The sequence below is a fragment of the Treponema sp. genome (assembly GCF_024696245.1).
Classification (GTDB): Bacteria; Spirochaetota; Spirochaetia; order Treponematales; family Treponemataceae; genus Treponema_D.
Map to the genome: position 1 here is coordinate 1 of NZ_JAILGZ010000035.1, position 22,071 is coordinate 22,071.

The 22,071-nt window shown below is 39.3% G+C and carries 24 protein-coding genes; 14 read left to right on the plus strand and 10 right to left on the minus strand.

What is annotated here, in order from left to right; genetic code table 11:
* The 3 genes from K6D58_RS02515 to K6D58_RS02525 form a co-directional block, all read right to left on the minus strand.
* The coding region (locus K6D58_RS02515) for a Na/Pi symporter (RefSeq protein ID WP_296827216.1) at positions 1-396 on the minus strand (396 nt) is incomplete at its 3' end.
* A gap of 2 nt (positions 397-398) precedes the next feature.
* Positions 399-722: a hypothetical protein gene (locus K6D58_RS02520; protein ID WP_296827217.1), complete on the minus strand. Its 324-nt coding sequence runs from the start codon at positions 720-722 to the stop codon at positions 399-401.
* Positions 701-1,171 carry an NUDIX hydrolase gene (locus K6D58_RS02525; protein WP_296827219.1) on the minus strand — a complete coding sequence of 157 codons (471 nt, stop codon included), beginning with the start codon at positions 1,169-1,171 and terminating at the stop codon, positions 701-703. The genes K6D58_RS02520 and K6D58_RS02525 overlap by 22 nt, the downstream gene beginning before the upstream one ends.
* A gap of 159 nt (positions 1,172-1,330) precedes the next feature.
* Between K6D58_RS02525 and K6D58_RS02530 the strand changes: the two genes are divergently transcribed.
* From K6D58_RS02530 to K6D58_RS02560, 7 genes are all read left to right on the plus strand, one after another.
* Complete coding sequence (locus K6D58_RS02530; RefSeq protein WP_296827221.1) at positions 1,331-2,974, plus strand: class I adenylate-forming enzyme family protein; 1,644 nt, start codon at positions 1,331-1,333, stop codon at positions 2,972-2,974.
* 24 nt (positions 2,975-2,998) lie between these two features.
* The gene (gene iorA / locus K6D58_RS02535; protein ID WP_296827223.1) at positions 2,999-4,768 is read left to right on the plus strand and encodes an indolepyruvate ferredoxin oxidoreductase subunit alpha; all 1,770 of its coding nucleotides are present in this window, start codon (positions 2,999-3,001) and stop codon (positions 4,766-4,768) included.
* Positions 4,769-4,857: 89 nt separating this feature from the next.
* A complete protein-coding gene (locus K6D58_RS02540) occupies positions 4,858-5,427 on the plus strand; it encodes an indolepyruvate oxidoreductase subunit beta (protein WP_296827224.1) in 570 nt (189 codons plus the stop codon).
* 48 nt (positions 5,428-5,475) lie between these two features.
* Positions 5,476-6,786, plus strand: a complete 1,311-nt coding sequence (locus K6D58_RS02545; RefSeq protein ID WP_296827226.1) for a phenylacetate--CoA ligase family protein — start codon at positions 5,476-5,478, stop codon at positions 6,784-6,786.
* Positions 6,787-6,795: 9 nt separating this feature from the next.
* The gene (locus tag K6D58_RS02550; RefSeq protein ID WP_296827228.1) at positions 6,796-7,227 is read left to right on the plus strand and encodes an ACT domain-containing protein; all 432 of its coding nucleotides are present in this window, start codon (positions 6,796-6,798) and stop codon (positions 7,225-7,227) included.
* Positions 7,228-7,251: 24 nt separating this feature from the next.
* Positions 7,252-7,650, plus strand: a complete 399-nt coding sequence (locus K6D58_RS02555) for a PaaI family thioesterase (protein ID WP_296827229.1) — start codon at positions 7,252-7,254, stop codon at positions 7,648-7,650.
* A 77-nt stretch (positions 7,651-7,727) separates the two neighbouring features.
* On the plus strand, positions 7,728-8,762 hold the full coding sequence (locus K6D58_RS02560; protein WP_296827232.1) for an endonuclease/exonuclease/phosphatase family protein: 1,035 nt from the start codon (positions 7,728-7,730) through the stop codon (positions 8,760-8,762).
* Here K6D58_RS02560 and purF read toward each other — a convergent pair.
* Together purF and purE are read right to left on the minus strand one after the other, a co-directional pair.
* Entirely contained in the window at positions 8,752-10,272 is a 1,521-nt protein-coding gene (gene purF / locus K6D58_RS02565; RefSeq protein ID WP_296827234.1) for an amidophosphoribosyltransferase, read from the minus strand. The genes K6D58_RS02560 and purF overlap by 11 nt on opposite strands.
* A 25-nt stretch (positions 10,273-10,297) precedes the next feature.
* Positions 10,298-10,792 (minus strand): 5-(carboxyamino)imidazole ribonucleotide mutase, encoded by a 495-nt coding sequence (gene purE / locus K6D58_RS02570; RefSeq protein ID WP_296827237.1) that lies wholly within the window; start codon positions 10,790-10,792, stop codon positions 10,298-10,300.
* Positions 10,793-10,899: 107 nt separating this feature from the next.
* On the opposite strand from purE, the gene K6D58_RS02575 reads away from it, so the two are divergent.
* Both K6D58_RS02575 and K6D58_RS02580 read left to right on the plus strand, forming a co-directional pair.
* The gene (locus K6D58_RS02575) at positions 10,900-11,595 is read left to right on the plus strand and encodes a GTP pyrophosphokinase (RefSeq protein WP_296827240.1); all 696 of its coding nucleotides are present in this window, start codon (positions 10,900-10,902) and stop codon (positions 11,593-11,595) included.
* 9 nt (positions 11,596-11,604) lie between these two features.
* Positions 11,605-13,014 carry a hypothetical protein gene (locus K6D58_RS02580; RefSeq protein WP_296827241.1) on the plus strand — a complete coding sequence of 470 codons (1,410 nt, stop codon included), beginning with the start codon at positions 11,605-11,607 and terminating at the stop codon, positions 13,012-13,014.
* Positions 13,015-13,016: 2 nt separating this feature from the next.
* Here K6D58_RS02580 and K6D58_RS02585 read toward each other — a convergent pair whose 3' ends face one another.
* The 4 genes from K6D58_RS02585 to K6D58_RS02600 form a co-directional block, all read right to left on the minus strand.
* Positions 13,017-13,607, minus strand: coding sequence for a hypothetical protein (locus K6D58_RS02585; protein ID WP_296827244.1), 591 nt, complete (start codon positions 13,605-13,607; stop codon positions 13,017-13,019).
* Between the two features lie 72 nt (positions 13,608-13,679).
* Positions 13,680-14,471, minus strand: coding sequence for a pseudouridine synthase (locus K6D58_RS02590; protein ID WP_296827245.1), 792 nt, complete (start codon positions 14,469-14,471; stop codon positions 13,680-13,682).
* A gap of 6 nt (positions 14,472-14,477) precedes the next feature.
* Positions 14,478-15,344, minus strand: coding sequence for a phosphoribosylaminoimidazolesuccinocarboxamide synthase (locus tag K6D58_RS02595; RefSeq protein WP_296827293.1), 867 nt, complete (start codon positions 15,342-15,344; stop codon positions 14,478-14,480).
* 156 nt (positions 15,345-15,500) lie between these two features.
* Positions 15,501-16,985 carry an alanine/glycine:cation symporter family protein gene (locus tag K6D58_RS02600; protein WP_296827248.1) on the minus strand — a complete coding sequence of 495 codons (1,485 nt, stop codon included), beginning with the start codon at positions 16,983-16,985 and terminating at the stop codon, positions 15,501-15,503.
* A 298-nt stretch (positions 16,986-17,283) separates the two neighbouring features.
* On the opposite strand from K6D58_RS02600, the gene K6D58_RS02605 reads away from it, so the two are divergent.
* Positions 17,284-18,465, plus strand: coding sequence for a PucR family transcriptional regulator (locus tag K6D58_RS02605; RefSeq protein ID WP_296827250.1), 1,182 nt, complete (start codon positions 17,284-17,286; stop codon positions 18,463-18,465).
* Positions 18,466-18,473: 8 nt separating this feature from the next.
* Here the strand turns inward: K6D58_RS02605 and K6D58_RS02610 are convergent, their stop codons facing one another.
* On the minus strand, positions 18,474-19,085 hold the full coding sequence (locus tag K6D58_RS02610; RefSeq protein ID WP_296827253.1) for a helix-turn-helix domain-containing protein: 612 nt from the start codon (positions 19,083-19,085) through the stop codon (positions 18,474-18,476).
* 220 nt (positions 19,086-19,305) lie between these two features.
* Between K6D58_RS02610 and K6D58_RS02615 the strand changes: the two genes are divergently transcribed.
* From K6D58_RS02615 to K6D58_RS02630, 4 genes are all read left to right on the plus strand, one after another.
* The gene (locus tag K6D58_RS02615; RefSeq protein ID WP_296827256.1) at positions 19,306-19,722 is read left to right on the plus strand and encodes a Rid family hydrolase; all 417 of its coding nucleotides are present in this window, start codon (positions 19,306-19,308) and stop codon (positions 19,720-19,722) included.
* An 89-nt stretch (positions 19,723-19,811) separates the two neighbouring features.
* On the plus strand, positions 19,812-20,138 hold the full coding sequence (locus K6D58_RS02620; protein WP_296827259.1) for a (2Fe-2S)-binding protein: 327 nt from the start codon (positions 19,812-19,814) through the stop codon (positions 20,136-20,138).
* Complete coding sequence (locus K6D58_RS02625) at positions 20,135-21,718, plus strand: FAD-dependent oxidoreductase (RefSeq protein ID WP_296827261.1); 1,584 nt, start codon at positions 20,135-20,137, stop codon at positions 21,716-21,718. Before K6D58_RS02620 ends, K6D58_RS02625 begins: the two co-directional genes overlap by 4 nt.
* Before the next feature lie 19 nt (positions 21,719-21,737).
* Entirely contained in the window at positions 21,738-22,070 is a 333-nt protein-coding gene (locus tag K6D58_RS02630) for a (2Fe-2S)-binding protein (RefSeq protein ID WP_296827263.1), read from the plus strand.
* Position 22,071 lies beyond the last annotated feature (1 nt).

Here is a 22,071-nt window from a genome sequence, read left to right on the forward strand (position 1 = left end):
AAGTCCGTTCTTTTTAAGGAAGGTCATGAAAAAGCCTAAACCGAATAAAGGAATGGCAAAGGCTGATATTTTAAAGTTGAACCCGAATATGGAAACTATCCAGGCTGTTACTGTTGTACCGATGTTGGCACCAAAAATAACACCTACAGACTGGGTAAGGGTTATAAGACCTGCGTTTACAAAAGAAACAACCATTACTGTTGTTGCTCCAGATGACTGGATTATCATTGTAATGAAGATTCCGGTAAAGAGACCTATAAATCGGTTGCCTGTCATAAAGCCAAGGGCTTTTTTAAGATGACCTCCGGCGCTTTTCTGAACACCGTCGCTCATGAGTTTCATTCCGTATAAAAGGAATCCAAGGCTTCCGATAAGCAATAAAATTCTGTTTACCATATTTAACCTCTAATGGTGGCTATTCTTTCCTTAAAGACAATAATCTGCCCAAGAATACCGCAGGCACATATAATTGTAAGGACGAAAAGGCTTAGTGGAATTAAAAAAGGCAGTATTTCTGCTATAAAACAGAGAATAAGACTGCCTGTGTAGGATGCTGTTTTTTTTGCAGGTAAAATGTTTTCTGCTGCAAGAGTTTTTTTAAGTTTACTTATTTTTATTGAATAGAATATGAATGTTATAATAAAAATCAGAAGGCTCAGGGTACAAATTAAAAGTTCCGGGTGTGTTATTAAAAAATCTATCATCTTGTTTTTAACCAGCATAAAAGGGATTTTTTTGCCGAATCAAAAGCTAAAGGCAGGTTTTTTACGTCTTCTTCCGTTTTGATTTCTTTCCATACAAAAGATTCTACTTCAGAGGGCTGAGCCTGCATTGAAGAATTATCAGGAAAGTCTGCAGAAAAGAATAAATCACAGGTTTTGTAATGAATGTTTTTGTATTCGTAGTTGTTTGGAAAACTGCAGATGTATTTTAAGTCATTAACTTTAAGGCCTGTTTCTTCCAGACATTCCCGGCGTGCTGCATCTTCTGCACTTTCGTCGGCACTGGTAAAGCCCCCTGGAAGGGCAAGGTATCCTTTGCGGGGTTCTTTTGCGCGGACTTCAAAGAGCACCTGATTTAAGGAATTTTTAAGGATTATTCCTACTGCACTTGCGGTATTATTGTAGAGGTCAAATTCACAATCGGGACAAAACCATTTTCTGCCGTTCATGAGAGTTTGAATATTCCGGCTTCCGCAAATGGGGCAAAACTTGAAGTCGTTCATATAAGGAAAGTATAACGAAAAGACCGCTGAATGTCATTTATTTGCCTGTAGTTTTTTTAAATAATAAGTGTCTGATTTTAATTTATAGTGTATAATAACAACACTATGCCTATCACAAAATATCTTGAAAAAAACGCAGAACTTTATGGAAATGACTGTGCCCTTGTTGAATTAAATCCGGAAATGAGGGAAACCCGCCGAATAACCTGGAAAGAGTTTGAACTTACTCAGCCTGAGCCAAACCTTCCATACCGTCGTGAAATCAGCTGGCATATCTTTAATGAAAAAGCAAACCGCTGTGCCCACTATCTTCTTGAGAGGGGTGTTCGTAAGGGAGACAAGGTAGGAATCCTTATGATGAATTGTCTGGAATGGCTTCCTATTTATTTTGGTATTCTTAAGACTGGTGCCCTGGCAGTTCCTTTGAACTTCAGGTATGCATCTGATGAAATTGATTACTGCCTTAACCTTGCAGATATATCAGTGCTTTTCTTTGGGCCGGAATTTATTGGCCGTCTTGAAGTTATTTCTGAAAAAATCATGCAGCGCCGTCTTCTTATTTTTGTTGGTGAAGGAATTGCGCCTTCTTTTTCTGAAAGTTATTTTATGTCTGCAATGAATTATTCATCTGCAAACCTGGATATTGAAATATCTGATGATGATGACGGAGCTATTTATTTTAGTTCCGGAACAACAGGTTTTCCTAAGGCTATTTTACATAAGCATCGTGCCCTTATGCATTCAGCTGCTGTTGAACAGAAACATCATGGTCAGACTAAGGACGATGTTTTTTTGTGTATTCCTCCTCTTTATCATACAGGAGCTAAAATGCACTGGTTTGGTTCACTTATAAGCGGTGGTAAGGCTGTTCTTTTAAGGGGTACTAAACCTGAAACGGTTTTAAAGGCAGCTTCTGATGAAAGGTGTACAATAGTATGGCTTTTAGTTCCATGGGCTCAGGATATTCTTGATGCATTGGACAGGGGAGACCTTAAGATTTCTGACTATCATCTTGAGCAATGGCGTCTTATGCATATTGGTGCTCAGCCTGTTCCAAAAAAACTTATTGAAGACTGGAAAAAATATTTTCCTCACCATGATTATGATACAAATTACGGACTTTCTGAAAGTATTGGTCCTGGTTGTGTACATCTTGGTGTTGGTAATACAAATAAAATCGGTGCAATCGGTATTGCCGGTTATGGCTGGCAGGTTAAGATTGTTGACGAAAAGCGCTGTGAAGTTGCTCAGGGACAGGTTGGAGAGCTTGCCGTTAAGGGACCTGGCGTAATGGTTTGTTACTATAAAAATCCAGAAGCTACTGCAGAAGTAATGGATAAAGAAGGCTGGCTTTATACCGGTGACATGGCTCAGATGGATAGTGACGGCTTTATTTATCTTGTTGACCGTAAGAAGGATGTCATTATTACAGGTGGCGAAAATCTTTATCCTGTTCAGATTGAAGACTTCCTTCATAAAATGGATGCTGTAAAGGATGTTGCTGTTATAGGTCTTGCAGACAAACGTCTTGGAGAAATTGCAACAGCGATTATAGAAGTAAAGCAGGGTTATACATGTACGGAAGAAGATGTAAATAACTTTTGTATGGATCTTCCTAAGTATAAGAGACCCCGCAAGATTATTTTTGCTCCTGTACCACGAAACCCGACTGGTAAGATAGAAAAGCCTAAGCTGCGTGAAATGTACAGAACAGAAGATCCTTTTGCCAGCATGAAAAGTGGAAGCTAAAAAAAATATAGAGGTTAGTAAAAAATGAAACAACTTATGTTAGGAAACGCCGCAGCTGCCCGTGGTCTTTTTGAAGCAGGCTGTGAGTTTGTTTCCAGTTATCCTGGAACTCCAAGTACGGAAATTACAGAAGAAGCTGCAAAGTTTAAGGAGCTTTATTGTGAATGGGCTCCTAATGAAAAAGTAGCTCTTGAATCAGCTTTTGGTGCATGTCTTGCAGGCCGCCGTTCTTTTTGCGGAATGAAGCATGTTGGTCTTAATGTTGCTGCAGACCCTCTTTATACCATGAGCTACACCGGAGTTAATGCCGGTCTTGTTATTGGTGTTGCTGATGATCCTGGAATGCATTCTTCTCAGAATGAACAGGACAGCCGTCACCATGCAATTGCATCTAAAGTTCCTATGATTGAACCAAGTGATGCAGAAGAAGCCCGCAGATTTGCAGCAATGGCTTTTGAAATCAGTGAAAAATTTGATACTCCTGTTTTGTATAAAATGTGTACCCGTGTAGCACACAGTCAGAGTATTACAGAAACTGTTGAACGTGTAGTTCCTGAACATAAGGCTTATGAAAAAAATATTCAGAAGTATGTAATGGCACCTGCTAATGCTATCCGCCGTCATCCTTTTGTTGAACAGAGAATGAAGGATATAGAAGCCTGGAGTGAAACAAGCGGAATTAACAGAATTGAAAAAGCTTCTTCCGGGGCAGCGTCAGTTCTTGGAGCAGAAGCCGGTAAGGCTGGTATTATTACTTCTTCTACTTCTTATCAGTATGTAAAGGAAGTATTTGGTGACAGCGTAAGTATCCTTAAGCTGGGTATGGTTAATCCTCTTCCTGCAAATATGATTCGTAAGTTTGTAGAAGGACTTGATGTAATTGTTGTTGTAGAAGAACTTGATCCTATCATTGAACAGTTCTGCCGTGGTCTTGAACTTGGAGTAAAGATTTACGGAAAGGACATTCTTCCTTTATGCGGTGAGTTCAGTCAGAATATTATTGCCGCTGCCTTTAAGAAAGAAGTTCATGAAGGTAAAAAACTTGATGTAAATATTCCTGTACGTCCTCCTATTATGTGTGCAGGTTGTCCTCACAGGGGAATGTTCTATGCACTTAACAAACTTAAGGTAACTGTCTTTGGAGATATCGGCTGCTATACTCTTGGAAGTGTTGCTCCTCTTTCTGCAATGGATGTTACTCTTTGTATGGGTGCTTCATTCAGCGGACTTCATGGATGGAATAAATCTGCCGGTGCTGAACATGAAAAGAAATCTGTTGCAGTAATTGGAGATTCAACTTTTATGCATTCGGGAATGACAGGACTGGCAAGTATTGCTTATAACCAGTCAAACTCTACTGTTATTATTCTTGATAATTCCATTACAGGTATGACGGGACATCAGCAGAATCCTACTACAGGAAAAAATCTTTACGGTGATCCTGCCGGTAAAGTTAATCTTGAAGCTCTTGCCCGTGCAATGGGTATTAACCGTGTTCGTGTTGTAGATCCATATAACATGGCTGAATGTGAAGAAGCTGTTAAAGAAGAAATTAATGTTGAAGAACCAAGTCTTATTATAAGCCGCAGGCCTTGTGCCCTTCTTAAGGAAGTAAAGCATAAGCCTCCTCTTGTTGTTGATGCAGATAAGTGCCGTTCATGTAAGATGTGTATGAAGATTGGCTGCCCTGCAATTGCAATGAAAGGCGGTAAGGCAAATATTGATGAAACACTTTGCACAGGTTGTGGCGTATGTTCACAGATGTGTAAGTTTGATGCCCTTAAAGCTCAGTAAGGGGCGTTACGGGGTGTCCCCGTTAGAAGGGGTAGAGAGCAACAAAGTGCGAACGAGGGGAAGGCTTTCCCCTCCCGGGAGAAGAAATTATGGTTAAAAATATAATGATTGTTGGAGTTGGCGGTCAGGGTGCACTGCTTGCTTCTAAAACTCTGGGTCAGGTTTTGCTGGATGCAGGCTTTGACGTAAAGGTAAGCGAAGTTCACGGAATGAGTCAGCGTGGGGGTTCGGTTGTAACTTATGTGCGCTACGGTGAAAAAGTTTATTCTCCTATTGTTGATAAGGGAGAGGCAGATTTTATTGTTTCTTTTGAACTTCTTGAGGCTGCCCGCTATACGGAATTTCTGAAAAAGGACGGACAGATTGTTGTTAATACTCAGAAGATTGATCCTATGCCTGTAATTACTGGTGCTGCTGAGTATCCTGAAAATCTTGTGGAGACTATGACTGCATCTGGTTTTAAAGTTGATGCCCTTGATTGTCTTAGTCTTGCTCAGAAAGCTGGTACTGCAAAATCTGTAAATATTGTTCTTATGGGTCGTCTTTCCAAGTATATGGATTTTTCTGTTGATGCCTGGATGTCTGCTATAGAAAAACTTGTTAAGCCTCAGTTCCTTGAGATGAATAAAAAAGCTTTTATGCTGGGTAGGGAAAACTAAAGTCCTTTAGTAAAAGACTGCTGTGTAAATTATTAAATTGGAGAATATATGAGTTTAAAGTATTTTCAACCGGAAAAAGAATGCATGCCTCTTGAAGAACTTCGTAAGCTTCAGGGAGAACGTCTTGCTGCTAATTTCCGTCATGTTTATGAAAATGTAGAGTATTACAGAAAAAGATGCCAGGAAGCCGGAGTGTCACCTGATGACATTAAGGGACTTGATGATCTGGATAAGATTCCTTTTACATGTAAGGACGATCTTCGTCAGACTTATCCTTATGGTCTTTTTGCTGTTCCTATGAGCAAGGTTGTTCGTGTTCATGCTTCCAGTGGTACTACAGGAAAACAGATTGTTGTTGGTTATACAAAAGAAGATCTTGATATATGGGATGAGTGTACTGCCCGCCAGCTTGTTGCTGTTGGTGCTGATGAAAATGATATTGTTCAGGTTGCATACGGTTATGGTCTTTTTACCGGTGGCTTTGGTGTTCATGGTGGAGCTACAAAACTTGGCTGCCAGGTAATTCCAATTTCAAGCGGTAATACTCAGCGTCAGATTACTTTTATGCAGGATCTTAAATCTACAGTTCTTTGCTGTACTCCAAGTTATGCTGCTTATCTTGGTGAGACTCTTAAGGATATGGGGCTTACACCGGATGACATTCATCTTAAGGCAGGTATCTTTGGTGCAGAGCCATGGACTGAAGAAATGCGCCAGGATATAGAAAAGTCTCTGGGCCTTAAGGCTTATGACATTTATGGTCTTACAGAAGTTATGGGTCCTGGTGTTGCCTATGAATGTGCTGAACAGAAGGGGATGCATGTTAACGAAGACCACTTTATTGTAGAAACTATTGATCCTACAACTGGAAAGAGACTTCCTGACGGAGAAAAGGGTGAGCTGGTATTTACTGCAATTACAAAGCAGGCTTTTCCTTTGATGAGGTTCCGTACTAAGGATATTGGTGTTCTTAATCGTAAGAAGTGTTCCTGTGGAAGAACTTTTGTACGCATGAGCAAACCAATGGGCCGTACAGATGACATGCTTATCATTCGTGGTGTTAACGTATTCCCTAGTCAGATTGAAGGTGTCCTTATGCAGAACGGATATCCTGCAAACTATGAGATTCATGTTGGAAGGGAAAACAATACTGATACATTTGAAATTAAAGTTGAAATGACTGCAGAAAAATTCAGTGATGTTATTTCTGAAATCAATAAGCAGGAAAAACAGCTTGAGTCTGCATTGCTCAGCGTTCTTCAGATTAAGGCAAAGGTTACTCTGGTTGCACCAAAGACAATTGCCCGTTCTGAAGGTAAGGCTAAGCGTGTAATTGATACCCGTAAACTTCATGACTAGGAGTGTGACATGACAATTAAACAGATTTCCATTTTTATTGAAAACCGTAAGAATGCTCTTTCTGAACTTACAAATGTCCTTGCTGAGCACAAAATCAATATCCGTTCTTTAAGTATTGCGGATACAAGTGACTTTGGTATTGCACGTATTATTGTTGATAATCCTGAACAGGTTCAGGCTGCTCTTGAGCGTTCTGCATATATTGTAAAGACAACTCCTGTTATTGCGGCAGAGATTCCTGATGAAGCAGGCAGCTTAAACCGCATCTTAAAAATACTTGCTGACAATAACCGTAATGTGGAATACATGTATGGTTTTACAGGTCATAAAACCGGCACTGCCTATATGATTATCCGCTGTACTGATGTTGGAGAGACAGAAAAGATTCTTGATGATAACGGAATCCGCATGGCAAGTCAGGATGAACTTCTTAAGTGCTAGCCTGAAATTTTATAAGGAGTATTTATGACAGAGCTTGAAGAGGCCAGGGAATTTTTTGGAAAGGATACTTTTGCTTCTGTAACTACAGGAATTGTAATTGATGAAGTTGGTGAGCATTATGCTAAGTGCAGTCTTGAAATAAAGGATGGCCACAAAAATGCATATGGTGGTGTAATGGGCGGGGCTATTTTTACTCTTGCTGATTATACTTTTGCCGTTGCTTCTAATTTCAGGTCTGTGCAGACTGTTTCTGTAAGCAGCAATATTTCTTTTGTGGGAATGGCAAAAGGAAAAAAACTGATTGCCGAAAGTTCACTTGTAAAGGATGGCCGTTCAACCTGTCTTTATTCCATAAATATTTGTGACGAACTTGGAACAAAAGTTGCCTTTGTTACGATAAACGGAATGAAACTTGTAAAATAAAAACAAAACATAAAAAACTTTCCCGGATTTGTGTGGATTTTTGTTAATCGATGCAAATATATAATAGGGAGGTTTTTATGAAACTTAAGTTTGTAATTTTTAGTTCTATTATTCTTAGTATAATCCCTGCTGCATTTATTTCCTGCGGCGGGGATTTTTCTTTTGCTCCGGAAGGGGGTAATGGGGGCAGGCTGTCTGTTCTTACCTGGAACCTGCAGACTTTTTTTGATGGAAAAAAAGATGGCTGTGAGTATTCTCAGTTTTTGTCTGAAAAATACTGGGGCAGGGATTTGTATCAAAAGAGGCTTAAGAGGCTGACTTCTTCTTTAAAGGAACTGAACTGTGACATTCTTGTTATGGAAGAAGTAGAAAATGAAGGTGTTCTTTATGATATCTATAATTTTATGGCCGGGGAGTGGGATTCTTCCAGGGTTTATAAATGGGCCTGCTTTGCAAAGGAAGAGTACGGGGCTATTGGTATTGGCATTTTATCCAGATATCCTCTGGAAAATATGAAGCTTCATTGTCTGGATATTCTTTCTGAAGAAAAAGCTCAGCCTTCCATGAGACCCCTTCTTGAAGTTGATGTTAAAACTAAAAAAGGAAGCCTTACCCTTATTGCAAATCACTGGAAAAGCATGAAGGGTGGTAAGGAAGAAAGTGAAGTCTGGCGTAAGAGGGAAGAAGGTCTGCTTGAAGGTATAGTAAGAAAGTGTCTTGAAAATAATAAAAGGGTTATTGCTTTAGGGGACTTTAACAGGTCTCTGGAAGATTTTGCTTCTGGTGGAAGTGGAGCTGGATCTGGTATTGGAGGGGAAGGGGTTCTTTTGCGGCCTTATAGAAATCCTGCAATCTTACCGGAGGGAACTTTTGTTAAAAGCTGCTGGTATTTTGATTATGGAGAAGAAAACAAGGGCAGTTATTTTTATAAGGATGAATGGAGCCGCATAGATAACATTTTTTATGGTGGAGATTTAAGGCTTGAATATTTTGCTGCTGAAAGTAAGGGGGACTGGTGTGATAAAAAAACTTCCGTCCCTCAGGCTTTTACCTTATGGAACGGAAGTGGTTATTCGGATCATCTGCCTTTAAAGGCGGAATTTATTTTTTAACTGGTTTACCGTTAAGTTCACCTGGAACAGAAATTGGATATTCACCTGTAAAGCATCCTTTACAGAATCCGTACTGTTCCGGATTACATTCACGGCAGGCTTCCAGCATTCCTTCTGCACTGATAAAGGCCAGGGAATCTGCACCGATTTCCTTGCAGATCTGTTCTTCATTGTGCTGGCTGGAAATAAGCTCGTTTCTTGTAGGTGTATTAATTCCAAAGTAACATGGGAATTTTACTGGTGGTGAAGAAATACGGAAGTGTACTTCTTTTGCACCTGCACGGCGTAAAATCTGAACAAGGCGGCGGCTGGTTGTTCCGCGGACGATTGAGTCGTCAATTACAACAACACGCTTTCCGTCTACAACAGAACGTACTGCATTAAGCTTTACGAAAACCATGTTTTCTCGTTCCTGCTGAGTTGGAGCAATAAAGGTACGGCCGATATACTTGTTTTTTACAATACCGCTGGCATAAGGAATACCTGCTTCTTTTGCATATCCCTGGGCTGCACCAAGACCTGAATCTGGTACTCCGATTACAACATCTGCAGGAACCCCGCTTTCTCTTGCAAGGCAGGCACCCATTTTTTCTCTGGCGAGAGTTACAGGGATACCGTCAATGTTTGAGTCAGGGCGGGCAAAGTATACGTATTCGAAAATACAGGTACGCTTTGAGGTATGTTCACCAAATTCAAAGGAAAGGACACCGTCTTCGTTGATGATTACGATTTCTCCTGGTTGAATATCCCTTACGTAAGTTCCGTTAAGGGCATCAATGGCACAGCTTTCGCTTGCAAGAATCCAGCCCCCTTCTGTTTTACCAAGGCAGAGTGGACGGATGCCATTAGGGTCTCTTGCACCTATAAGACATTTTTCTGTCATTACAACAAGGGCAAAGGAACCTTTAATCATCTGAATTGTGTCAGTAAGGGCTTTTTCAAGACCTTTTTTATAGGATTTTGCAATGAGCTTTACTATAACTTCTGTATCACTTGTAGAAGCAAAGGTACTTCCTGCTTCTTCAAGCATTTCACGAAGCTGTTCGTAGTTAATGAGCTGACCGTTGTGGGCAACTGCTATACCGCCAAGCTTTGATTTAAGGAACATTGGCTGGGCGTTTTCAAGACTTGTGCTTCCTGCTGTTGCATAGCGGACATGACCACAGGCAATGTAACCTGTAAGGTTAATAAGGTCTTCTTTTGTAAAGGCCTCTGCTACAGTACCCATTGCCTTGTGCATGGTAATCTCGTCACCATTGCTTACGGCAATACCGGCGCTGTCCTGTCCGCGGTGCTGAAGTGCATACAGACCAAAGTAAGCCTGTGTTGCAGCGTTAAAGCCGCTGGCAGAATAGGCTTCCTGTTTTTTTGTGCTTGATTTTTTTTCTTTGGATTTCTTAGAAGCTTTCTGGTTAAGGTAAATGCCTACAACTCCACATTCGTCGTGGAATTTGTCATCTTCAAGAGCTTCAAAAGGATCGTAATCGTTTTTATTGCAGCCACAGTTCATTTTTATTTTCCTGATATAATGAAGTTTATAATTCTACGTTTAATCCGGATACTGCATTTTTTGCAAGTCCTTCCCGGAATTCAACCAGACGCTTTCTTAAAGATTCATCATTCAGTGCAAGAATCTGAAGGGCAAGGTATGCCGCATTCTTTGCATTGTTAATGCCTACGCTTGCAACGGGAATCTGAGGAGGCATCTGTACTACAGACAGAAGGGCATCCATTCCCCCAAGACCATTGGAAACTCCCGGAGTAACGCATTCAAGAGGAACGCCTATTACCGGAAGAACAGTAAGGCTTGAAATAACACCAGGAAGAGCGGCACTTAAACCAGCTCCTGCAATGATGACTTTTGCACCTTCTTTTTCTACCTGGCGCACTGTCTGGGCAAGAAGTTCCCCGGAGCGGTGGGCTGAAAGAATGTGTGCCTTGTAATCCACGCCGTATTCCTTAAGAACAGCGGCGGCCTTTTTCATTGTTTCTGTGTCGGATTTAGAACCGAAAAATATTGCGACCTGCATATCAAAACATAGCACAAAGGCGGTGAATTTACAATTGCCGTTATATAATAAAATTTTATAGTAAGAATATTTGCCTGATTAAGCTAAAAATGGGTATATTTTAAAGTATGGATAAAGAATTAATAGTAAAAAATGCCATGGGTGGAATGAAAGATTTTACCCCTGCAAAAGTTATAAATACAGCCCTTGAATTTCAGCAGCTTCTTATGCTTTATGAGAGCGGAATCAAGCAGATTACTACTAAGTTTGAGATTCTGGAAGATGAATTTGAAAGCAAGCATCAGCGTAATCCTATAAGCAGTATTTCCAGCCGTATTAAGGACCCTATGAGTATTGCAGAAAAGCTTAACCGCAAGGGGCTGGATCTTACTATAGATAACATGGTGAATAAGCTCCATGATATTGCCGGAATCAGGGTTACCTGTCCTTTTGTAAGCGATGTTTATCATGTAATGCAGATGCTTTTGAATCAGGAAGACATTAAGCTTATTAAAATGAAGGATTATATTAAGGAACCTAAGGATAATGGTTACCGCAGTCTTCATGTAATTGTAAAGGTAGGGGTTTATTTTAGTGACCACAAGAGGGAAATTCCTGTAGAGATTCAGATACGTACAATTGCCATGGACTTCTGGGCAAGTCTTGAACATCAGCTTCATTATAAAAAGGATTATTCCATGCCGGATGATGTGGATATTGAACTTAAAAATATCGCTGATACTATCTGGAACACTGACAGCCGTATGCAGAAACTTGCAAAAAATATTCCTGGTTTTGTGGAATATGGACCTGAAACAGTTTAAAATCATTGTATGAAATTCTTTAAAGTAACAATACTTTCTATTATATTTACCGGCCTGTTTACGGGATTACTTTATGGTCAGGCAGCCGGTGAGTCAGCTGGGAATGCTGGACTGTCTGCAGGAAAATATGCCGGTAAATCTGCGGCTTGGGAATCACGACAGGCTTCTTCCTCCCTTAGTCCTCTTAAACTGATTGAAGATTCCATGCTTATATGCGGAATAGACAGAGCTTCTGAAGATTTTTTATATGCAGTTGAAAGGTTTAAGGAATTAGAAGCTGATTTTAATGAAGTTTATCTTGAAGATGAAAGCCTTACTGATGAAGAAAAGGCTGAACTTGTCCTTGTTTTTATTCATGACAATGTGCTGACCTCTTATTCCCTTAATCAGAGTTTTATAGAAAAAACTTTAGGCAGTGGTCTTTATAATTGTGTCAGTGCCAGCCTTCTTTATGTTGCTCTGGCAAAAAGTGCAGGGCTTGATGTAAGGGCTCAGGTTACTCAGGATCATTGTTTTGTTACATTTTATTCCGGGGCAAAAAAGACTGATGTAGAAACTACAAATCCTTATGGTTTTAATCCTGGGGTTAAGAAAAATATTTCTTCTTCAGAAAGACATAAAAGTTATGTTACTGTTCCAAAAAAATATTATTCAGGCAGAAAGGAAGTAAGTGAAAAAATGCTGGCGGCTCTTCCTGCCCGTAATCTTATGTCTCGTTATACGGATGCTTCCAGGGATGATGAGGCTGAGGAACTTGCCATCAGGCGTATGGAATATCTTGCTGATTCTTCTGATGATGAAAAGGCTGACGCTCTAAATGATTATATTCTTTGCTGCAGGAATCATGCTGTTACTTTAGACAGGCAGAAAAGGTCTGATGAAGGTCTGGCTATTCTTGAGAGGGTAATGGATGAGTACGGGGCAAGGGCTTCTTTACAGAAAGACTATGATGATCTTTATTACAATGCCATGGTTACTTTTTATAACAGCAGGGATTTTGAAGGGGGCTGGGATTTTATAAAAAAACACAGTGGCGGAAAATATGTTTCTGTTGATGGCTTTAACAAGGCTAATGACATGATGATTCTTGGCTGGAATGAAAGTTTTTTTGATAAGGTTCTTAATGGAAAGGATAATGAATTTTCTGATTTGAGCCAGAAGGAAAAATATCTTATTGCGGCAAGGGCTGCTGAAGACGGGTATAAAAGTAATTCCAGTGTCAGGGAATTAAAAAAATATGCAGATGTTTTTTATAATAACTATGCAATTTGTGTTCATAATGAATTTGCTGCTTTTGCAAATGCCGGGGATTATGAAAATGCCAGGGCTGTTCTTGAGGAAGGTCTGAAGAATTTTCCTGGCAGCAGTAATCTTAAAAAAGACCTGAGGAATCTGGAAAAGGCTTTGAAGGGACGGTGAGGTTAGAGTACATCGTCCAGACTGCTAAAGCCATCTGCGGAATTTATGAAGCCGTATTCAATCCAGATGTAAGCTTTGTTCGTTATATATGAAGCTTTAGTATTTATCCCCAGGCTGATAGCGATGAGTCCATCAAAATTATTCATTGTATCTTCAGTTGCTTCCCAATCAGCTCTGTATGTTCTTGCCCCATCTGCCAGGGCGTTCATCCAGTATTTGTCATCTTTCCATATTGTGTCATTTGAAAGTTTATTAATCATTTTAAACTTTCCGTATTTTCTTTCTAAAGGTGAGAGAATTTTTGAAAATTCCAGTTTAATTTCCGTACCATAATCATTTGTATTAATTTCTTTACTTACACCTTTTATGTAATAAAGGCCCTGGGTCTCATTTACCCATACCACATAGCCGTCAAAAAGAGGATGGCTTTTTAGGGGCTGAATATAATACCTGTCATCTGCAATATATTCAGGTTCTTCTTTACAGGCAGCTGTTACTTCTTCTAAAGTCATACCCATATTAAGTCCAAAGGGACCTGCAAAAGCAGCTGTAGACAAAATAAGAAATAAAAAAATAAGTGGTAATTTTTTCATTGTAACCTCCAGTCAGCTGGTTTTTGAATAAAAAAGAGTCTTTTTAAATTGTAACATGGTTTTTGTAAAATTCTATTTTATAACACTAAGTATTTCGTCCTGAGTCATGGGACGCCAATGGCCCGGGAGAAGGGATGGGTCTAAGTGAAGGTTGCCCATGGATGTGCGTTTAAGGTAAGTTACCTGGTTGCCTAAGGTTTTTATCATGCGTTTGACCTGGTGGAATTTTCCTTCGCTGATGGTAAGGCTGCATTCATCTGGAGAGAAAAAGGTAAGTTGTGAGGGCTTACAGGTAAAGGCTGGTTTGTAACCTGCAGAAGTGTAGTTGTGTTCAGCTTCTATAAAAAAGCCCTGACTGCATTTTTTTATATAGTCTTCCTGTTGTAAAGGGGAGCATTCTTTTTGTAGTTTTATGTAGTAGTTTTTGTCACAGTGAAATTCCGGGATTGTGATTCTGTGGCTGTAATCTCCGTTGGTTGTGATTATAAGAAGGCCTTCTGTGTCAGAGTCAAGGCGGCCAACGGTGTGAAGGGTTCCCAGTTTGTATTTGTCTGCTTCTTCTTTAAGGCTTTGAGGAAGGTCCTGAAAAACTAAGGTGGGGTCAGTTTTTAGATTTGGATCTTTGTAGTTGGAACATATACGGCCTGACTTTTTGTTCATCATGATATAAATGTCAGGCTGTAAATCTGAAGGACTGCCGTTAATATTAATTGTGTCTTCAAAAAGATTGATTCTTGTACCGCCGGATAAAATCCTCTGGCCGTTTACTTCAAAAACATTTCGCTGAAGAAAACGGCGGATTTTTTTGTTGGTGGAAAATCCTCTTCTTGCAAGTATTACGTCAGTTCGTTCCAGAAAGGGCATCTTTAATTAGAGGTCTTTTCCTGTAATCTTTTTTACGCACTCGTGATAGAGGGCACTTGTTTTTGCAACAACATCTGCAGGAATTGATTTGATGTTTGGATCACCGGCAAGGTTGTTGTCTTTAAGCCAGTCACGAACAAACTGCTTGTCGTAGCTTGCAGGGCTTGTTCCTGTTTTGTAGGTATCAAGATTCCAGAAGCGGCTTGAGTCAGGAGTAAGAACTTCGTCTCCAAGAACAAGGTCGCCGTTTTCATCAAGACCGAATTCAAATTTTGTATCTGCGATGATGATGCCGTTTTTGTAAGCATGGTCATAGCATTTTTTATAGATTGCAAGAGCTGCATTCTGAATCTTAGTTGCAAGTTCTTCACCAAGATCTTTTTTCATGTAGTCAAATGTTACGTTGATGTCATGACCTTCTGCTGCTTTTGTAGATGGGGTAACGATAGGCTCTTCAAGTTTTTCTGCCTGTTCGTATTTTTTGTCAAAGCTGTGTCCGAGGAATGGTTCACCCTTTTTGTATGCTTCATACATTGAACCGAACATATATCCGCGTACGATTACTTCATAAGGAATCATCTTAAGTTTTTTTACAAGGATTGTGCGTCCTTCGTATTCACTTTTCTGGAATTCAGCAGGCATGTCTTTAAGGTCTGATGAAATCATGTGATTCTTTACGATGTCTTTTGTAAGACCAAACCAGAAGTTAGAAAGTGCATTAAGAACCTTACCCTTGTCGGTAATCATGGTTGGCAAAATTACATCGAAAGCACTGATACGGTCAGTTGTTACGATAACCATTCTTCCGTCTTCAAGGTCGTAAACTTCACGAACTTTTCCACTGATAATCTTTTTCATTGTTTTACCCCGGATTTTTACAGCGGCTTTTTGGAGCTCACTGTTTGTTTTCTGAAGATTTTACTGATTTACAGGGGCCTTGTAAATGTTTGCAAACTTAAAGACTTGTAATTAAAGGCTGCCGGAGGATATTTGTTATCCATATTATATCCGCCGGCAGTATTGTTGTTTTTAGTCTTCGTCCTGCGACTGGTAACCTTCCTGGTATTCAGGGAAGTTTGAAATCATCGGTTCCAGGTCTTTTTTATGAATCTTTCTGTCTACGTAGTTTTTTGTAATTTTTGCTACAAGAGGACTGAGTGAAATTACGCCGATTAAGTTAGGAATCATCATAAGGCCGTTAAAGGTATCTGATAAGTCCCATGCAAGGGAAAGGCTCATTGTTGAACCAAAGAAAATCATTACTACAAAAGCAATTTTATAAATTACCTGAGTTTTTTCTCCAAAGAGATACTGCCATGCTGTGGCACCGTAATGACTCCAGCCAAGAACTGTAGAAAAGGCAAAGAGAAGAATAGCAATTGCAATAAACTTAGGCCCAAAGCTTCCAAAGACTGTAGCAAAAGCTTCTCCTACAAGACCGGAACCTGCATTTGTGGAAATCATCTTACCTGTTTCAAGGTCGACAAGTCCGGTAGAAAGAATGGCAAAGGCTGTTAAGGAACATACGATAATTGTGTCAGCAAAGACTTCGAAAATTCCCCACATACCCTGACGGACAGGTTCCTTTACATTTGAAGATGAATGAACCATTACAGAAGAACCAAGACCGGCTTCGTTGGAGAAGGCTCCTCTTTTAAATCCCCAGGTTATTGCAAGCTGAATGCCGTAGCCTGTGATTCCCCCTGCTGCAGAATTTAAACCAAAGGCTCCCTTTATGATTGAAGTAAATACAACTGGAATCGAAGAAATGTGGGTAAAGAAAATTACCAGGGCACCAAGGATATAAATTACTGCCATAAATGGAACGAGTTTTTCTGTAACTGCTGCGACTCTTTTAAGACCTCCAAGAATTACAACGGAAGCAATTGCAAGGAGAATAATTCCGCTGATCCAGGTTGGAACGTTAAAAGCTGATTCCATGTTTCCGGCGATTGAATTTACCTGACTCATGTTACCGATTCCAAAGCTTGCAATTAAACAGAAGAGACTGAATAAAACTGCAAGGACTGTTCCTGCATGTTTGAAGCCTTTATATTTACCAAGACCATCCTTAAGGTAATACATGGCTCCACCGTGCCATTCACCTTTGCTGCCTTTTCTTCTGAAGTAAATTCCAAGGACGTTTTCTGAATAGTTTGTCATCATGCCGAATATTGCCATAATCCACATCCAGAAAATTGCACCAGGTCCTCCAAGAATAATGGCTGTTGCAACACCTACAATGTTTCCTGTTCCTATGGTTGCAGCCAGGGCAGTGCAAAGACTTTGAAACTGAGAAATGGCTTTATTTTCTTTTGAAGTGTGGGCCGTTATTTTTTTGTCTTTGAAAATTGCACCGATTGTTTTTTTAATCCAGTGAGTAAAGCGGGTAAATTGAAAACCCTTGTTTACTATGGTCATAAGAAGACCGGCAATAAAAAGAAGTGCAATGCCGAATGTTCCCCAGACAATTCCATTTACGGAAGAGTTGATGTTTGTAATTGTCTCAATCATATGAGCCCCCTAAAATTTAAGAGTGAGAAAAAAAAGAGGCAGAACTGTATAAACAGTTCTGCCTCTTTGCATTAAGGTAAAAGTACGAAAATATTTAATTAAAGTCAACAGGTAAGTGGCAGGTATCAACAGGGGTGGGATAACAGAAATTTTCCTTACGGGCAGGGCCATTATTTACATTGACTGTTTTGATAATTGCCTGTTAAATTTTCTTTACAACTGCAATGGCGCATTCTTTTCTAAATATTTTAGAAAGGGGTGCGCCTTTTTGTTTTGTAAAAAGATACAGGGGACGTGATTGATTACAGTAAAAGAAATTTTAAATCTTACACTTTTTAAGAAGTTTAAAATCCTTACAGGAAGTGAATACCTTACAAACACTGTTACTACTGTTGTAATACTGGAATATGAAAGTATGAAAATTGAATATTCCGGTTACAGCTACGGTTACTTTGTGCTGGCTTCATATTTTTTTGCTTCTTCCCTTCCGGATCTGGTTCATGAATCCCTTAAAATTTTAATAAGCCGCCATGTTTCCGGAATTGCAATAAAAATGTCTCATGGTGATAAACTGCCTGAAGAAATAATTGAACTTGCAAATAAAGAAAAGGTTCCTCTTCTTGTTTTTTACGAGGAGTTCATGGAAGATCTGATTATTAACATAAATGAATCATTAAAGACCAGGGCACAGTTTATTATTCAGGAAGAAAAATTAAATGATATTTTGAATAATGTTTCTGACAGTAAGGATGTTCCAAAAATTGCCAGGGAGATTAATTCAAATTTTAAAAATAAAATTCTCTGCGCTTATCTGATTTCTAAATCTCCTTCTGCAAATCTTCAGGTCCATACTTTTTTTGACAGGCTTATGCTTAACAGTTTACAGCATCCGGAAGAAAGCCCTTCCTGGTCTTTTGTAAAAAACGGACACAATCTTATTTTAATTTGCAGTTTTAATCCGGAAGAAATAAAGGAACTTAATTTTCTTACTTACATTAAATATGTACTTCAGAAAAATGGAATTAAGGAAGATATGTTTTATACCGGTTACGATACTGCTGCTGAAGATCTGGAAAATTTAAGGGCAGCAGTTACTAAAGCAAGAATAGCGTCTCAGGTTTGTCTGATTAAGGGTGAAAAAATTTTCCCTTACAATATGACTGGTGTATCTAAATATATTGTTGCCCTTAGTGAAAATGAAATTATTCGTAATGAGATAAAAAAAATAATGTCTCCTCTGGAAGAGTATGACTTTAATCATGGTGGAACTTTAATAAAGACCTTGCTTTCCTATGTAAAAAATAATATGGATTACATTAAGACAAGCAATGAGTGTTTTCAGCATATGAATACTATTCGTTACAGAATCAGAAAATCTATGGAACTTTTAAATTTAAAGGGAGATGAATCAAATGAAGAGCTTAATCTTTTAATGCGCTGTTATCATTTGATAAATACTCTTTCTGAAGAAAGGGAGTAGTTTTATTTTTATAGTCTCTCTTTTTTTAAGTCGTTGAGTTCCGTGCTTAGTTTTGTCCAGTAACTTATGCAGCTTTCCTCTGATGTTTTTCTGCCGTAGTGCATGGTTCCTGCTTTTATGTAAATGGAATCTCCTGGATAGAGGAAGTAACTTTTTTCCTCAATCTGAATTTCAAGACTGCCAGAAATTACAATGCCAAGTTCATCATGTTCATGTTTTGAAAACTGATAAAGTTGGTCTCCGCTGATGGTCATGGCAGATACTTTAAAATCTGTTGCTCCCTTAGTCATTGAGGAATAACTTAAGCCGCTTTCCTTATCCTGAAAAAGAATTTTTCTGTCATCAGTGCGTACTATATTTTCTTCAGGACTTTCTTTTTTTTCATTTACGTTTATTGTTCCGGCTGTTTTTTCTTCTACTTCATTTTCTTTTACCAGAATATCATTCAGGGTTATATCAAGTGCATTGCAGATTTTATGAAGTACATCGATTGTAGGACTTGTCTGGTCCCGTTCAAGGTTGCTCAAAAAACCCAGGGAGAGATCTGTTTTTTCTGCAACATCTGCAAGAGTAATATCCTTTGATTTTCTTAATGTCTTTAACTGTTTTCCTATACCCATTTTGTTATTTTACCTTAAAAAACTTTAGCATGTTTTTGTTTTTTTTTCAAAAGATTTTTCATTTTTCTGAAATATTTACAATTTTTCTCAATAACTTTAATTTTGGTGAAAAATTACATTGACTGTTAAGGCTTAAATGTCTATAAAGTTCACATAAATGAAAATTACTTAGATGTAAATTAAATAATTTTCATAATAATGAAAAATAAGAGGTGAGTTTATGGAAGAGGTATTCAAAAGAGTAAATGTTCATGGTGGTGCTGCATATGAGGATTTTGCCGGATATGCACGTATTGCGATTGCAGGTCCTTTTGCTTATGTGTCAGGAACAACTGCTGTTACTCCGGAAGGAACTGTGTACGGAGAAGGTGATGCTTATGCCCAGGCTAAATACATCTTTGACAAACTTGTGGGGCTTCTTAAAGCAAACGGCTACAGCTGTGAAGAAGTTATAAAAGTAAATATCTGGACAACAGATGTTTCTAAAAATAACGACATTACAAAAGCTTATGCTGAATATTTTAAGGAGTTCCGTCCGGCATGTTCATGGATTGGTGTTGCTTCCTTAAACAGACCTACACAGCTTGTAGAAATTGAAATGCAGGCAATTAAGGGTGCAAAAATTGTTAAAGCATAAAACTGAATGAGAAAGATTTCTGACAGCTCTTCATTTACGTCCTGCTGTTGGAATGGTTTTCGGACTTTGAAAACAGAAAGGAGTAAAGAATGAGAATTGAAGAACATCCGATTTTAGGCGAATACAAAAAAGGAAGAATGGTTCACTTCACATTTGATGGTGCTGATTACACAGGATGTGAAGGTGAATCAATTGCTGCAGCTTTAAAGGCAGCCGGTGTTATGACTCACCGTTATACATCTAAAAATCATAAACCCAGGGGAATCTTCTGTGCAATCGGCAGATGTACAGACTGTGTAATGATAGTTAATGGTCAGCCTAATGTAAGGACATGTATAACTCCGCTGGCAGAAGGAATGACTGTTCAGACTCAGTATGGAGTTCAGACTAAGGAAGACTGGGAGGCAGCTCAATGAAAAGACATGAATTAATAATTATTGGAGCAGGACCTGCAGGTTTAAGTGCGGCCATTGAAGCAAAGAAGAATGGGATGGATGTAATTGTATTTGACGAAAATGCCCGCCCTGGTGGTCAGCTTTTTAAGCAGATTCATAAGTTCTTTGGATCAAAGGAACATCATGCAAAGGAAAGAGGTTTTAGGATTGGTGAAGCTTTATTAAAAGAAGCAACTGATCTTGGTGTAAGAGTAGAACTGAATGCCACAGTAATGGGCATTTATGAAAATAAAGAAGTGACTGTAAAGATGGATGGAAGCGTTCATCATTACAAGGGTGATTACATAATCATTGCCACTGGTGCTGCAGAAAACATGATTCCTTTTAAGGGCTGGGATACACCAGGTGTTATTGGTGCTGGTGCTGCTCAGGCTTTAATGAATCTTCAGGGAGTTCAGCCTGGACAAAAAGTTCTTATGGTTGGTTCCGGTAACGTTGGTCTGGTTGTAAGCTTTCAGCTTCTTCAGGCAGGTTGTGAAGTTGCTGCTGTAATTGATGCAGCTCCCCGTGTTGGTGGTTATGGAGTTCATGCTGCAAAGGTTGCAAGAACAGGTGTTCCTTTTTATCTCTCCCATACTGTTATAGAAGCAAAGGGAGGAGACAGGGTTAAGTCTGCTGTTATTGCTCAGGTAGACGAACATTTTAAACCTATTCCTGGAACAGAAAAGGAACTTGATGTAGATACAATTTGTATTGCTGTTGGTCTTACACCTATGAGTCAGCTTGCCAGTAACGCTACCTGTAAAATGGAACTTCTTCCTTCAAAGGGTGGAAACGTTGCTCTTTGTGATGAACATGGTGAAACATCTGTTAAGGGAATTTATTGTGCCGGTGATGTTGCCGGAATTGAAGAAGCCAGCTCTGCAATGATTCAGGGTAAGAATGTTGCAAGTCATATCTGCATGAAGGCCGGATATATTGATGAAGATGAATTCAATACAAAGTATCACGGATTCCAGGCAGCACTTGGTGAATTAAGGCAGGGAATGTTTGCTCCTAAGAATAAGGGACGCAATGACTGGAAGACAACAGATGAAGGTTATCCGATTTCCAGAAATCTTCTTGCAAAAGGATTTGTAACTGATGAAGAAATGAAATTCTTTCCTGCTGCAAAAACTGATGTGGAAGGCATTCATCCGGTAATTGAATGTACACAGAATATTCCGTGTAACCCTTGTCAGGAAGCATGTAAGTTTGGCTGCATTATGGTTGGCGCAAATATTACAAGAATACCTGTTCTTAATGAAAAGAAAAAATGCATAGGCTGCGGTATGTGTGTTGCAACTTGTTCCGGTCAGGCAATCTTTCTTGTTCATAAAGAGTTTGAACCAGGCTACACAAGCATAGGCTTCCCTTATGAATTTTTACCAATGCTTAAGACTGGAGATAAAGGTAAGGGACTGGATCGTTCAGGTAAGCCTGTATGTGATGCAGAAATTATCGATGTAAAAACTTTACCTGCAATGGATAAGACGGCAGTAGTTACCATGAAGGTTCCTACTGAATACGCAGATACTGCACGTTTCTTTAAGCTGGCGTAAGTCCGGCGAGGATGGGATTATGGCAAAATTAGTAAGGGTTGCAAATAAAGAAGCTTTTGAAGAAAAACCTGGAGATGACATGATCATCTGCCGCTGTGAAGAAATAACCAGGGGAGAAATCCGCCGGGCAGTACATGATGGTATGTGTACCATGAATGAAGTAAAAAGATATCTTCGTTCTGGTATGGGACTGTGTCAGGGGCAGACATGTCAGCGTCTTGTTCAGGGAATTATTGCCAGTGAATTAAAAACAAAACCTGGTGAAGTAGGAATGATTCAGGGCCGCGCACCTGTTCGTCCTGTAGAGATTGGAATATTCAGTCAGAACATTACTGACGTGCAGGAGGAATAGA